Genomic DNA, 14,880 nt, shown 5'->3' with positions numbered 1-14,880 from the left:
TGTATAACTAGCTAATCCTATTATCTTATATTCTTTATCGAAGTGGAAGAGATTCTAACAAATAAGTCATAATTCATCAATAAAACACACGATTCGACTTTTAATATTCAATCTCATCCACTTCCTTCGGTTGAGGAGGACGGTCTTCCTGTAAATAAACTTGATAATGAATTCTGCCATCTTTGTGATCGTTATGACGCTTGAAATTTTCGTTCTTTTCTTTAGAAATAGTATATTTACGCAAACGATTTCCCTCCAATTTATTACTGATTTATTCCATTATTATTTGCTTTTAATCCTTATTTTATAAGGGTTTTTAATTTACAATTTTAAAAGGAAATAAGAAGAAAAATTAAATTTGTAAAAACGCTTTCCTTTTTAGTGCTTGTGAGCTAGAATGGAAGTGGAGATGCTATGATGGAGGGGATAAGTGTGGAAAAACCGAGTGCAGTCATATTTGATTTAGATGGTGTTCTTGTGGATACTGCTAAATACCATTATCAGGCATGGAAGGAATTAGCATCTGAAATGGGGTTCAGTTTCACAGAAAAGGAGAATGAGAGATTAAAAGGAGTCAGTCGAATGGATTCTTTGAACATACTCCTTGAGATTGGAGGAGTTCAGTTAACGGAAACGGATAAGCTGAAGCTTGCCTCTCAAAAAAACAAACATTATGTTTCGCTTATTTCAAAGATGGACACTTCAGAGATTTTACCTGGTGTAAGTGAATTTTTAATAGAATTAAAACAAAAAAAAATTCCAGTTGTGTTGGGTTCTGCCAGTAAAAATGCAAAAAGAATTTTAAAACAGATAAATTTACTTCCTTTATTTGATAGTATTATCGATGGGACAAATGTCGCTAAGGCAAAGCCAGATCCGGAAGTTTTTGTTTTGGGTGCTCAAGCAGTGGATGCTGACCCATCTTCCTGTGTAGTATTTGAAGACGCACAATCGGGAATTGAAGCAGCAAAAAAAGCAGGAATGTATGTCATTGCTGTTGGGGAGAAGGGCATTTTAAAAGGAGCAGATGACTACATTATATCCATGTCAGAAATGTCATTAAATAGATTGTTGAGAAGGTAATTTTTTTTAGTGCAAGAGTGCAAACGGTTGCATTTTAGAGAAGGGGAGGTTATTTCGATGAAACCTTATTTGAAAGAAAGTGAATGGTCTATCATTGAAGAAGGGTTTGATCCTGAGAAACATGAAATATCGGAGAGTATATTTAGTATCGGAAATGGCCATATGGGACAGAGAGCAAATTTCGAAGAAACATACACCGGAAAAAGTCTTCAAGGGAGCTATTTAGCAGGTGTTTATTACCCTGATAAAACGAGGGTAGGTTGGTGGAAAAACGGATATCCTGAGTACTTTGCAAAAGTATTGAATGCTACTAATTGGATTGGATTGAATATTGTTGTTGAAGGTCAAACACTAGATTTAAATAAAGTTAAAGTTTCAGGTTTTTTGAGGGAACTTAATATGAAAGAAGGGTATCTTTCCCGTAAATTCACTGCGGAATTTCCAAATGGAAACCAAATAAAAGTTACTGCAACCAGGTTTGTAAGTATGGCCCAAAAAGAAATAGGTGCGTTGGAATATACCATTGAACCTATGAACTTTAGTGGAACAATGTCCGTTACCTCGTATTTAGATGGTGACATAAAAAACAAAGATGCCAATTATGATGAAAAGTTTTGGGATCCTGTATTAAGTGAAGTAAAGGATCATTCTGGAACGGTAATTGTAAAAACAAAAAAGCTTGATTTCCATGTGTGTTCCACGATGGAGACAAGATTCTCTCTAAATAATAATCCGATTGATGTTTTGGCAGAAGGATACAATAGAGAGAAATATGCTGGTATCTCTTATGAAGTACCATTGGAAACAGGAAAAGTGACTACTATTTATAAATACGTAGCAAACGTTACGAATCGTGATTACAAAATAGATGAGTTGAAAATGGTCAGTGAAAAAGAAGTGAAGCAGGCGTTAGCGAAGGGATTCCATCAATTAAAGTCAGAACAGAGGGAAGCCTGGGCGTTGAAATGGAGAGATAGCGACATTGAGATAAAAGGGGATGTTGCTGCACAACAGGGAATTCGTTTCAATATTTTTCAGTTAAACCAAACGTATACAGGAGAAGATGATAGACTAAATATAGGACCTAAAGGGTTTACTGGTGAAAAATATGGAGGGAGTACATATTGGGACACAGAAGCATACTGTTTACCTTTCTATTTGGCAACAGCAGATCAAAAAATAGCTAGAAATTTACTAATCTACCGTAAGAAACATTTAGAAAAAGCAATTGAAAATGCTAGAAAATTGGGGTTTGAAAAAGGCGCCCTCTATCCAATGGTAACAATGAATGGGGAGGAATGCCATAATGAGTGGGAAATAACCTTTGAGGAAATACATCGTAATGGGGCTATTGCATACGCCATATATAATTATGTAAATTACACTGGCGATAAAACGTATCTAAAAGAACACGGGATCGAAGTGTTAGTGGAAATCTCCCGTTTTTGGGAAGAACGAGTTAATTATGTTCCCCATAAAAAAGTCTATATGATCCTTGGAGTTACAGGACCTAATGAGTACGATAATAATGTGAATAATAATTGGTATACCAACAGAATTGCAAGCTGGACATTAGAATATACCCTTTACGTTTTGGATTATTTGAAAGATGTGGACCGAAAAAAATATGAATATTGGCTAGATAAACTGAAGGTAAAGGATGAAGAAACAAAAAAATGGGTAGATATTATTTCAAATATGTATTACCCAATAGATAAAAAAGCGGGAATTTATCTACAACAGGATGGTTATTTGGATAAAGAACAAATATATGTTAAGGATTTAGATCCAAAGCATTTACCGTTAAATCAAAATTGGTCATGGGATCGTATTTTACGCTCTTGCTTCATCAAACAGGCAGATGTCCTTCAGGGGATGTATTTTTTGAATAACGAATTTGATCTGGAAACCAAAAAACGGAATTTTGATTTTTATGAGCCGAGAACAGTTCATGAATCATCTTTATCCCCTTGTGTTCATTCCATCCTTGCTTGTGAATTGGGTTATAAAGACAAAGCGTATGAAATGTACTTACGGACGGCTAGACTAGATTTAGATAATTATAATAATGACACAGAGGATGGATGTCATATTACAAGTATGGCAGGAACGTGGATGTCTGTAGTGGAAGGTTTTGGCGGATTCAAAGTAATAAATGATAATATCGTATTAAATCCATTTATCCCTGGTCAGTGGAAATCCTTTTCATTTAAAGTCCTGTTCAGGGGGGCTCGTCTCCATGTCCAAGTAGATCAGGAAATGATAACGATTACGAATGAAACAGACTTAAGTGTAAAAATGGCAGTACTAGGTGAGCATTATGATCTAAAGGGGAATAGTACTATAACATTGACACATTAAGGCTATGTTAGAGGCAGAAGTTGCTTTATCTCAGATTGTTTTAGTTAGTTAAATCGATGTCTGCAACACGAGGGGAAAGGGAGTACTATTTCGTTGAAATCAACATGAACATAAACAAAGCTCAATAAACAAAGCGTAAGGCGCCGCCTGCGCTTTGTTTATCTTTAGAGGGACGCTTCTTAATTTTGCCGTTTCTGCAGTTGAACAAATTTGTATGCAAGGATTGCAAGGTGCAGATTCATCCGATCATCAGGTGATTGCAATGTGAACCCAGTGCGTTTTTCAATTTGTGACAAACGATATTTTAACGTGTGACGATGAATATATAAGTTGGCAGCAGTCTGTTGAATATTACAATTATGTGCAAGAAAAGTTTCTAAAGTTAAAATTAAATCGGTACGGTGCTGTTTATTTTGAATAAGATTGCCTAAGTATGTTTCATAGAATGCCTGTAAAGAAATACCGGAATCATACATTCTTATCAGCATTTGATAGAATCCTAGTTCTTCAAAATGTATCACACTCGCCTCTTTAAGTAATAAAGGGGCATACTTTACAGCGGATTCTGCCTCTTTTGCACTTGCCGCAACATCATTTATTTCTTGATAGGCATTTCCTATTCCGATCATGATCTTTTCTTTGAAATGATGGCACCATCGGTGTAAAATTTGATCGGCTAATTGTTTCATTTTATCTTTTTCTATTATTTTTTCAGAGAGATCTACTTCAATTAAAGAATATAATTCATTTACTTTAGGTAATAAAATATATTGACGGTTTGTACTTGATAAAAGTTTGGCAACGATGTAATAGAGATGATTACCCCAATCCCTGTCTTCCTGGGTTGTTCCGTTAGGAGTAAACTTAAAAAACAATACAGCATGGGATTTAGTCAGATCAAACCCTAATTTTTTCCCCCGTTTAATTGCCGTTTCTTTATTTAAATGGTCTCTCATTAAAATCTCTTCCACGAGCTCCCCCTGAAGGCGGACTCTCGTTTCTTCAATAGCATATTGTTTTACGAGTTCAATTCCGATTAAGGTGGAAACATGGTCCATAATAATATCATCCATTTCTGACCATACTTGCTTTTTTTGAATGGCTAAAAGAAATCCATATGTGAAGTAATCTGATTTAATTGGTGATAAAAAACAATAAATATCCCCCCATTGAATGAGATTAATGGATTTATCGTTCCCCGATTGAAATAAGTTAGTCAAGTCATGTTTCTGTCCATCAATGATAATCCAGCTTTCTTCCACGTACATCTCTTGGAAATGGATATTTTTTAACGCTAATAACTGTCCAACATCGTCAAAAACACATAAGCTTGTTTCCGTCAGCGGACTGAGTTTTTCCAATACTTCCTCTAGTCCATCGTTGTTGACGGCTAATTTCGTCATTTCTTTATGAATTTTTAATGAGTCCTGCAGAAGGCGCATCTGTTTATTTCCAATTTGTTCTACAATTGCTTTTGTAATGGTGGAAAAGTTGATGGAGTTCGGAATCTCAATTAATGGTAAATGTACTTTATCTGCTTCTTTAATGATGTTTTCCGGAATAGTCTCAATATAAAATCCTGTATATAAAGCAAGCCCTGAAAGCTTTTTTAATCGAATTAATTCAATTAGTCTGAGCCTGTAAACGGGATTATCCATTAGACCAAAACCAGTGGTTACAACAAACTCCCCATCTTGGAAACGGGTTATATCTTCTATAATTTCAATTGTTGTTACCCACTTAATCGGATTTTCTTTTCCTTGTAATCCCCCAATTAATTTCGTTCCCCTTAAAGCTGGTAATTGCATTGCTTCATATATAGTAAGCATTTTTTCACCTCCGAAGAACCATTTGATTCTTCTCTTTTATACAAATTGTATAAAAAGAAAAGGAAAAATTTAAACAAAAGATAGAATAGTCAGAAAGTTTAAAATTGAATACGATGGAAGTAATCTATTCCATTTTAGTTTACGGGTTTGATTTAGTTAAAACAATGGTTTTCTATGAAATGTATGGGAGGTGTCAAAAGTGCAAAGGAGTTATTTAATAAAACCTTTTCTCGATGAGGAGTACCCTCAGGCGGAATATGGAAAAGGAATTTACTTATATGATGTGGACGGAAAGGAATATATTGACGGTTCTTCCGGAGCTGTCACAGCAAGTATCGGGCATGGGGTAATGGAAATCGCCGAAGCGATGAAAGCACAGGGAGAGAAGGTATCCTTTGTTTACAGGTCACAGTTTACGAGTGAGCCAGCTGAAAAGTTAGCCATGAAGCTGAAGGAGTGGGCACCTGGTGATATAAATTGGTCGTTTTTTGTGAACAGTGGGTCAGAAGCCACAGAAACAGCCTTAAAGGTTGCGATACAATACTGGCAAGAGAAGGGCAGGCCATCAAAAACAAAAGTGTTATCCCGTTGGATGAGTTATCATGGGATAACTCTAGGTGCACTATCCATGTCAGGTCATATTGGTCGCAGGGAAAGATTTGTCCCCTTATTGGAAGATTTCCCATCAGTAGAACCTCCATACTGCTACCGTTGTCCTTTTCACCAAACATATCCAGAGTGCCAATTACTATGCGCAAAGGAATTGGATCGGGCTATTCGAAGAGTTGGTTCGGATCAAGTGGCCGCATTTATAGCAGAACCGATTATTGGAGCATCTGGAGCAGCAGTAGTCCCTCCGGATGGTTATTATCAAGAAATAAGAGCGATATGTGACCACCATGACATTTTATTTATTGCAGATGAAGTGATGACTGGAATCGGACGTTGTGGGAAAAAATTTGCCATCGATTATTGGGATGTAATTCCTGACATTATTGCATTGGGGAAGGGATTAAGTGCAGGGTACGCTCCGTTGGCTGCAACGATGATAAGTGACAAAATTATGGAACCAATTTTTTATGGTTCCAAAGTAATTATGAGCGGACATACTTACAGTGCTAATCCTCAGTCCACGGCTGCTGGATTGGCGGTTCTAAACTATATGGAACAAAATAAGTTGGTGGAAGGTGCAATCAAAAAAGGAGAGTATCTTCTAGATGCCTTACGGATTTTACAACAAAACTATCCAATCATCGGGGATGTTAGAGGGAAGGGATTGTTGACCGGAGTAGAATTTGTCTCCAATATTTTTAACAAACTACCGTTTTCTTCCGAAGTGAATGTCACAAAAAAAGTGGTTACAAAGGCGATGGAAAAAGGTTTGCTTGTTTATCCTGCGGTAGCGGGGATGGAAGGAATGGCAGGGGATGCTGTCATTATTGCCCCACCATTATCGATCAAAGGGGAGGAAATTGACCGGTTAATTTCCGTCTTTGAGCAAGTCGTAAAAGAAATACAAGATGAATTACAAGTATTAGGGTATTTTCACTCAGTTGTATGAGGTAAGGGAAGGGGAAGGGAGAATGGGAGACAATGTGGGTACGATGAATAAAGTGATTCCACTAAGGGAGGTAACCTCTTATGTTTCATCTGGAATGACAATAATGGTGGGTGGGTTTGGTGGAGTGGGGAATCCCCCATCTATTATTAATGAACTGATGAAAAGTAATGTTCATCAACTTACCTTAATATGTAACGATGCGGGATTTCCCCAAATTGGCGTAGGGAAACTCGTAACGGAGAAAAGAATTAAAAAGCTGATTGCAAGTCATATCGGATCCAATCCAAATGCAGGGAAACAGATGACAGATGGGGATCTTGAAGTCATTTTTTCCCCACAAGGAACGTTAGCAGAGCGGATCCGGGCAGGTGGAGTTGGACTTGGAGGTGTACTGGTGGATGTGGGAGTGGCTAACCCAATCGTTGAAAACGGGAAACAGAAGATTGTTATAAATGAGAAACCTTTTCTAGTAGAGCCTGCATTAACTGCGAATGTTTCTTTTGTTTATGCGAAAAAGGGAGATCGTTTTGGAAACCTAGTTTATGATACAAGTGCTAGAAATACGAATCCGTTAGTTGCAATGGCGGGTGATATTACGATTGCTGAAGTAGAGAAAATCGTTGACACAGGGGAACTTCATCCGGAAGAAATAATTACACCAGGTGCTTTCGTAGACTATATTGTTCAAAGTGAAGGGGTGAATTGGACGTGGGCTTGGGAAAAGAAATAAGAAATAAAATTGCCAAACGTGCTGCGGAAGAAATTAAACCAGGTATGATTGTTAATCTTGGTATTGGCATTCCCACTCTAGTTGCAGATTTTGTAGGAGATATCCCCGTAATGTTCCACGCGGAGAATGGAATTCTTGGAACAGGACCAAGTCCGAAAGCAGGGGAAGAAAATCCCCTTTTATGTAATGCAGGGGGATTTCCCATCACCACCGTTTCAGGAGCTTCCTATTTTGACAGTGCAATGGCATTTGCCCTTATTCGCAGGGGGTTTTTAGATATGACAATCTTAGGGGCATTAGAAGTAAGTGAGAAAGGAGATTTGGCTAATTGGATTGTACCTGGAAAACGGGTTCCGGGGATGGGGGGAGCAATTGAATTAGCTCAAAAAGCAAAAAAGGTCATCATTCTAATGAATCATACAGATAAATTCGAAAAACCAAAGATCGTAAAACAATGTTCCTTACCCTTAACAGCAAAAACTTGTGTGGATATGATTATTACAGATATGGCAGTGATAAACGTAAAAAAGGACGGACTGGAACTATGTGAAGTGTTCAATCCATTTACCATTGAAGACGTTATATGTAATACGGGGGCAACCCTCACAATCTCTGAACATCTAAATCTGATATCCAGATTTGAGGGGGATATATAATGAATAATGAAAAATTATTAAAAGACTGGATGAAAAAAAACGAAGAGCAGTTATGTGACTTAGTTTCACAGATGGTCCAAGAACCTTCCACTCAGTTAAATGAATTAGGAATTCAGCATTTTGTCAGCCAATATTTAAAAGAGTTAAATTATACAGTAGATATGTGGGAACCAGGTGGAGAAGAACTAACCTCCCATTCGGCCTTTATTTCAGCTAGGGAATCTTTTGTGGGAAGTCCGAATGTGGTTGGTGTGAAAAAAGGAACTGGTGGTGGCCATTCTCTTGTGTTGAATGGGCATATTGACGTGGTACCGGAAGGTGATTTATCCAATTGGACTGATGATCCTTACTCCGGTCGAGTAGAAGACGGAAAAATATATGGGCGTGGTTCTACAGATATGAAAGGTGGAAACGCTGCGATGCTCTTTGCCTTAAAAGGGATTTATGAATTAGGAATTCCTATTAAAGGGGATATCATCTACCATAGTGTCATTGAAGAAGAAAGTGGAGGGGCAGGAACCTTGGCAGCAATTCTCAGGGGCTATACAGGGGATGCAGCAATCATACCTGAACCAACTCAGCTTAAAATATTTCCAAAGCAACAAGGTTCCATGTGGTTTCGTCTTCATGTAAGAGGAGCTTCGGCCCATGGTGGGACCCGGTATAATGGTGTAAGTGCCATAGAGAAGGCACAGTTAGTCTTAACGTACTTAAAAGAACTGGAAGTTTTGCGGAATGAACGAATCGTTGATCCGTTATATTCCAAAATCCCTATACCGATACCCATTAATGTGGGAGTTATTGAAGGGGGAGACTGGCCATCGTCAGTTCCAGATTTAGTAAAAATAGAGGGTAGATTAGGGGTAGCACCAGATGAATCCTTTGAAGATGCCAAGGGGGAATTTGAAGATTGGATCAGGAGAATTGGGGAGAGGGATGATTGGTTTATTGAAAAGCCTGTCACATACGAGTGGTTTGGTGCTAGATGGTATCCAGGCTCCATTGAAACGGATCATCCATTAATGAATATGTTGACTAAAAATTATAAAGAAGTGGTTGGGGAGTCTCCTAAAATAGGCGCTTCTCCGTGGGGAACAGATGGTGGGTTGCTCACCGAAATTGGGAATACCCCATCCGTAGTCTTCGGTCCTGGAGTAACGAATATGGCCCATTTCGCAAATGAATTTGTGGAAATAGAAAAGGTATTACAGTGTTCACAGATTATCGGTCATACAATACTAGAGTGGTGTAATCTTGAAAAAAGGGGGAGTTATGGTGAGTAGGAACCTAAATGAGGAAGAAGCAGTTACGTTTCCAGGTCCTGTTGCAAGTGAACTATTGGAACGAAGGAGAGAACATGTTCCAAGAGGCCCATTTAACACCGCGACAACTTTTGTGAAAAAAGGAGAAGGTGCCATTCTCGAAGACGTGGACGGGAATCGTTTCATTGATTTTGCAGGTGCTATTGGTACCTTAAATGCAGGGCACTGTCCTAAAGAAGTCGTAGAGGCATTAAAGGACCAGATAGATAATTACTTACATCCTTGTTTTCATGTCATGATGTATGAACCTTATATTCAACTTGCAGAAAAACTGAATCAAATTACCCCTGGTGATCACCATAAAAAAACATTTTTTCTCAGTACTGGTGCAGAGGCTGTAGAAAATGCTGTTAAAATTGCCCGGAAATATACAGGAAGAAAAGGGATTATTTCCTTTGAGAGGGGATTTCATGGGAGAACATATATGGCAATGTCTTTAACGAGCAAGGTGAAACCATATAAATATAAATTTGGACCTTTTGTTAGCGAGACCTATAAAACGGTTTATCCTTATTATTATCGTAAACCTGAAGGAATGTCAGAAGAAGAGCTGGATCAAGAATGTATTCAACGTCTTGAAAACTTTTTTCTGTCAGAAGTATCGGCAGAAGAAACAGCTGCGGTTATAATGGAACCTGTTCAAGGGGAAGGGGGATTTATCGTCCCTAGTAAACGCTTTGTAACAAGGGTGAAGGAAATCTGCGAACAGCATGGAATATTATTTATAGCGGATGAAGTTCAGACTGGATTTGGAAGAACAGGCCATATGTTTGCCACAGAGTATTTTGGAATCACACCTGATTTGATGACAATGTCAAAATCAATTGCTGCAGGAATCCCGATCAGTGCAGTAACTGGAAGGGCAGAAGTAATGGATGCACCAGAAGTGGGAGAGATTGGGGGTACGTATGGGGGAAGTCCATTAGGGTGTGTTGCAGCACTTAAAGTAATTGAAATGATGGAGTCGCAAAAACTTCCTGATCGTGCAATGGAAATAGGGAAAATGGTCCAAGAATCTTTTAGTAAGTTTCGCTCCACTTTTAAAGAGGTAGGAGACGTAAGGGGGCTCGGTGCCATGAATGCCATGGAACTTGTCCTAGATAAGCAGACGAAAGAGCCGAACAAGGATTTAACGCAAAAAATCATTAAGGGTTGTATTGATAAGGGACTGATTATAATGGGTGCGGGGATATATGGCAATGTTTTAAGAATATTATCACCACTGGTTATAAAGGATGAGGAGTTGAAAGAAGGTTTGAAAATTTTGGAATCTGTATTGAATGAACATTGTTCAAAAGAGACAGGAAAAAAAATATGACGAAAGGATGGTCGTATGTTAAAAAAACAATTGTTTATTGGTGGAGAGTGGATTGAAGGCTCCAACTTCAAGGAACTCACTTCCCCATACTCAGGGGAGACAATAGCTGTTATTCCGTTTGCATCAGAGGAAGATGTGGACAAGGCAATTAAGGCCGCAGTTGGTGTAAAAAAAACACTTAAAAAGATGCCCGCATTTCAACGGGCTGAAATATTGGAGAATGTCGTTAAATTGATCGAGGAAAACAGGGAAGCGTGTGCACGTATCATCGCTGAAGAAGCGGCAAAACCAATTCAAACTGCCCGCGGCGAAGTAGCGAGGACGATTATGACTTATAAATTCGCCAGTGAGGAAGCGAGAAGACTTCCAAACGAAATGATTAATATGGATGCTGCCCCTGGAGGAGAAGGTCGCGTCGCTTATGCTGTGCGGGAACCAGCAGGTGTCGTTGCTGCAATCACCCCATTTAATTTCCCTATGAATCTAGTAGCTCATAAATTAGGGCCGGCATTTGCTGCAGGAAATCCTGTAATATTAAAGCCGGCTTCGCAAACACCACTGTCTTCTTATTTTGTTGCAGAATTGTTTGACAAGGCTGGGTTGCCCAAGGGTGCACTAAATGTCTTAACAGGGAGAGGATCCGTTGTTGGAGAAGCGTTAGTAACTGACCCTCGCATTAATGTCGTAACGTTTACAGGAAGTCCTGAAGTTGGGATTGAAATTAAAAGGAAGGCTGGTTTAAAGAAAGTGACGTTGGAGTTAGGTTCCAATTCTGCTGTGATTATTGATCAGGGAGTGTCTCTTGATGATATTGTGGATCGATTAGTCCTCGGAGCCTTTGCCTATCAAGGTCAAGTCTGTATTTCCCTACAGCGGATTTTTGTGCATGAATCTAGAAAAAAGGAATTAGTGGAAAAAATGACTGCCAAGGTTCAAGAACTTGTATTAGGACATCCGCTTGATGAAACAACAGATTTGTCCGCCCTTATTTCTCCTTTAGATCGGAAGAGGGTAATGGAATGGATAAAGGAAGCAGTTGGGTCTGGGGCAACAGTTGCTGTAGGAGGGAAATCTAAGGATAATATGGTTGAACCTACGATTCTAGTTGATGTAGATCCCAGTGCGAATGTTTCCTGTAAAGAGGTTTTTGGCCCAGTGGTAATGGTTAATTCCTTCTCAAATTGGCAACAGGCTATTGAAATGGTTAATGATTCTGAATTTGGGCTTCAGGCAGGGGTGTATACGAAAGATATTTCGAAGGCTTTCATGGCCTCTGAAGAATTAGAAGTTGGTGGAGTTATGATAAACGATATTCCCACTTTCAGAGTAGATCACATGCCTTATGGTGGGGTAAAAAATAGTGGTTCAGGTCGGGAGGGAATTAAATACGCCATCGAAGAAATGACTGAGATGAAACTTGTTTCCTTTAAAAAATAGATACGATAACGGGTAAAGATTGTACTGCTTTTTTAAAGTGTTGTTACATTTACTTTGCGGCGAATAGGATGTGATCTCTTGAAAAACCAATGGGACAAGGATGTCCAAAATGATCGTATAGTAGGGTACTTACCCAATCTGAACAACATAGAAGTGAACCGTATCATGAAGTTGATGGAACAGGATTCCCCAGGTAAATTTATCATATATACATTAAGCAAATATAAAGATATACTTCTAAATCTTGGCTTTTCGCTAGAATCTAAGTTATCGGGTTTTTTCCATGGGGATGAGGCACTGATATTCACTAAATATCATCAAAAAGATCGTTTACTATCTAAAACGGCTAAGGAAAATAAAGAAGTTTTATCTATTGTAAAGGGGGATACGAAAGAACCGTGTGAGATGACACATGGCTTTCAGATTGAATTGGTGAAAGACGTTGAACTGGAGGAGTTGGCGAGACTATTTCAGACGGTCTTTCCGATTTACCCAACGAATATTTTCGATCCGGATTATTTGCAGAAAGTCAAAGACTCCGAGGAATATATGTTTATGGTAGCCAAAGATGATAATGGCATTATTGGGGCAGCATCTGCAATGAACACCGGGTACCAAAGTGCTGAAATAACAGATTGTGCGGTCCATCCCGATTATCGGGGGAAAAATCTATTAAATGCTATAGTAATGGCAATAGAGAAAGAGTTAGTGAAAAAAAGAATCTATCATTCCTTTTCGTTAACAAGGGCCAAGTCTGTCGGAATGAATATGACAGTCAAGCGGTTAAATTACCGTTACGAAGGAACATTAATTAATAATTGTATTATTTCAACCGGGTTCGAAGACATGAATATTTGGACTAAGAAACTAAAGGGGTAAGGGAGGTTTTTCTTTCTGAGTGTAAGGTCACGGGAAAACCAGAATAGAAGCATTTAATGTTCGAGCAAAGTGAACGAATAAACATACTAACATTAGTAGTGCAGACCCTGGCCAGGGTTTGTGCTACTATTTTTTTATAGTAGAAGTGAAGTAAGGCCGACCAGCCTCTAGGACCATTTAAGAGTCCGTATTATAAACCGGCCGACTTCACACCCTTATTTGAATCAGTTTAGTATGTTGGGTCCTTAAGAGATCGAGTAAAAGAAAGTGGAATCGATAAGGCAATGTGAAGGCTTCTATGAATGGTAAGAGAAGGAGAAATGAACATGAAACATGTTCTAGCATTCGATGTTAGTATGGGGAAAAGTACAATGGTTATCTATAATCACTATAATAAATGTGAATATGAAGGCGAAATTACACATAATAAATCGTCCTTTAAAGCCTTGAATGAAAGGATTTGTGAAATCATTAAACGGGATGGTCAAGCACCTGAAATTGTATTTGAAGCATCAGGAGTGTATTCGAGACCATTAGAACAGTTTTTTCAAGCAGAAGGCTACACCTATCATAGAGTTAGCCCGTTAGAAGCGAATCTACAAACGGCTTCGATGCGTCGTCATAAGACAGATATAAGTGATGCTCATGGGCTTGCTAAATCTCATTTTCGAACAGAACGTTCTACGACATACCAGGAAGAAAACTACTATAAACAAATGCGCGCACTAACACGTTATTACGATGAACTAGATAGTGAAATTATAAGTCTATACAGTAGATTGCACGCTATTTTACAGCTTAGTTTTCCTGAATTAGAGCGTCTTTTTTCAAAACGTTCTGCTCTCTTTTTGAACGTCACTCAGCTTTTCCCACACCCAGATGAAGTATTGGCATGTTCTAAAACTGTAATACGAAATAAAATAAAAGGGAATACAAAAAAGAACATATCCCTTAAACGTGCAGAAGAAAAAGCAATAGAATTACTTCACGCAGCACAAGATTCCTATCCAGCAATATCAAAAGATGATGTTCGTTGTGACCAAATTCGGGATTATGCTATACGTATCACAGATCTTAAAGCGAAAAAAGACATGCTTATAAAACAGATGGTTGAACTTTCAAAAGATCGTATTGAGTATCAGGTATTACTTTCTTTTCCAGGGATTGGAGAGGTGACTGCTGTAAGACTAATTGGAGAACTAGGGGATCTACAACGCTTCCAGAACCATAAACAATTGAATGCATATGTTGGAATTGATATCATGCGTTATCAATCTGGTAATACATTTTATAAAGATAAAATAAATAAACGAGGAAATAACAAATTACGAAAACTATTGTACTACATGGTTCAATCGATGATTAAACTTCGTAAGAAGTCCAACAATCATATTGTAGAGTATTATGACAAATTAAAAACGCAACCTCAAGGCAAACCCCATAAAGTTGCGTCAATTGCATGTGTGAATAAGTTCTTGAAAGTGGCCTTTCATCTAATCACACACAACATCACCTATGATTACAATACAGCATCCATCTGTTCGTAATCAGTTATTTACACTATAACATAGATGACCTTTCGAAAAAACATAACTCGTCAGGTCTATTTGTCATTTCCAAAATGTTTTTTTGGGTGGGAGTGGTACCCCTCCCACCCAAAAAATAGTTATTAATTAATAAAAACACTTGACTGTAGGTAAGAAA

Annotated in this window: 12 protein-coding genes; 10 read left to right on the top strand and 2 right to left on the bottom strand. The window is 38.3% G+C overall.

The window, feature by feature from the left end; genetic code table 11:
* Nucleotides 1-100: 100 nt before the first annotated feature.
* Nucleotides 101-244 (bottom strand): hypothetical protein, encoded by a 144-nt coding sequence (locus KS419_RS06150; RefSeq protein ID WP_217065192.1) that lies wholly within the window; start codon nt 242-244, stop codon nt 101-103.
* Nucleotides 245-432: 188 nt separating this feature from the next.
* On the opposite strand from KS419_RS06150, the gene pgmB reads away from it, so the two are divergent.
* Together pgmB and KS419_RS06140 are read left to right on the top strand one after the other, a co-directional pair.
* A complete protein-coding gene (pgmB, locus tag KS419_RS06145; RefSeq protein WP_343215030.1) occupies nt 433-1,083 on the top strand; it encodes a beta-phosphoglucomutase in 651 nt (216 codons plus the stop codon).
* A 57-nt stretch (nt 1,084-1,140) separates the two neighbouring features.
* Nucleotides 1,141-3,444 carry a glycoside hydrolase family 65 protein gene (locus KS419_RS06140; protein WP_217065190.1) on the top strand — a complete coding sequence of 768 codons (2,304 nt, stop codon included), beginning with the start codon at nt 1,141-1,143 and terminating at the stop codon, nt 3,442-3,444.
* Between the two features lie 179 nt (nt 3,445-3,623).
* On the opposite strand, the gene KS419_RS06135 is transcribed toward KS419_RS06140, so the two are convergent.
* Complete coding sequence (locus tag KS419_RS06135) at nt 3,624-5,273, bottom strand: PucR family transcriptional regulator (protein WP_217065189.1); 1,650 nt, start codon at nt 5,271-5,273, stop codon at nt 3,624-3,626.
* A gap of 199 nt (nt 5,274-5,472) precedes the next feature.
* On the opposite strand from KS419_RS06135, the gene KS419_RS06130 reads away from it, so the two are divergent.
* The 8 genes from KS419_RS06130 (at nt 5,473) to KS419_RS06095 (ending at nt 14,723) form a co-directional block, all read left to right on the top strand.
* Nucleotides 5,473-6,834, top strand: coding sequence for an aspartate aminotransferase family protein (locus tag KS419_RS06130; RefSeq protein ID WP_217065188.1), 1,362 nt, complete (start codon nt 5,473-5,475; stop codon nt 6,832-6,834).
* Between the two features lie 22 nt (nt 6,835-6,856).
* Nucleotides 6,857-7,564 (top strand): CoA transferase subunit A, encoded by a 708-nt coding sequence (locus tag KS419_RS06125; protein WP_217065187.1) that lies wholly within the window; start codon nt 6,857-6,859, stop codon nt 7,562-7,564.
* Complete coding sequence (locus tag KS419_RS06120) at nt 7,543-8,220, top strand: 3-oxoacid CoA-transferase subunit B (protein WP_217065186.1); 678 nt, start codon at nt 7,543-7,545, stop codon at nt 8,218-8,220. Before KS419_RS06125 ends, KS419_RS06120 begins: the two co-directional genes overlap by 22 nt.
* Nucleotides 8,220-9,503 (top strand): peptidase, encoded by a 1,284-nt coding sequence (locus tag KS419_RS06115; protein ID WP_217065185.1) that lies wholly within the window; start codon nt 8,220-8,222, stop codon nt 9,501-9,503. The genes KS419_RS06120 and KS419_RS06115 overlap by 1 nt, the downstream gene beginning before the upstream one ends.
* Nucleotides 9,493-10,860: a 4-aminobutyrate--2-oxoglutarate transaminase gene (gene gabT / locus KS419_RS06110; RefSeq protein WP_217065184.1), complete on the top strand. Its 1,368-nt coding sequence runs from the start codon at nt 9,493-9,495 to the stop codon at nt 10,858-10,860. The genes KS419_RS06115 and gabT overlap by 11 nt, the downstream gene beginning before the upstream one ends.
* Nucleotides 10,861-10,875: 15 nt before the next feature.
* Nucleotides 10,876-12,297 (top strand): aldehyde dehydrogenase family protein, encoded by a 1,422-nt coding sequence (locus KS419_RS06105; RefSeq protein WP_217065183.1) that lies wholly within the window; start codon nt 10,876-10,878, stop codon nt 12,295-12,297.
* A gap of 78 nt (nt 12,298-12,375) precedes the next feature.
* Nucleotides 12,376-13,176, top strand: a complete 801-nt coding sequence (gene ablB / locus KS419_RS06100; protein ID WP_217065182.1) for a putative beta-lysine N-acetyltransferase — start codon at nt 12,376-12,378, stop codon at nt 13,174-13,176.
* Between the two features lie 326 nt (nt 13,177-13,502).
* A complete protein-coding gene (locus KS419_RS06095; protein ID WP_246593679.1) occupies nt 13,503-14,723 on the top strand; it encodes an IS110 family RNA-guided transposase in 1,221 nt (406 codons plus the stop codon).
* Nucleotides 14,724-14,880: the final 157 nt, after the last annotated feature.

Origin of the sequence: Evansella tamaricis (assembly GCF_019042215.1) — a bacterium.
In the GTDB taxonomy this organism is placed as follows: domain Bacteria; phylum Bacillota; class Bacilli; order Bacillales; family Salisediminibacteriaceae; genus Evansella; species Evansella tamaricis.
This window is presented reverse-complemented; position numbering and strand designations above follow the sequence as displayed.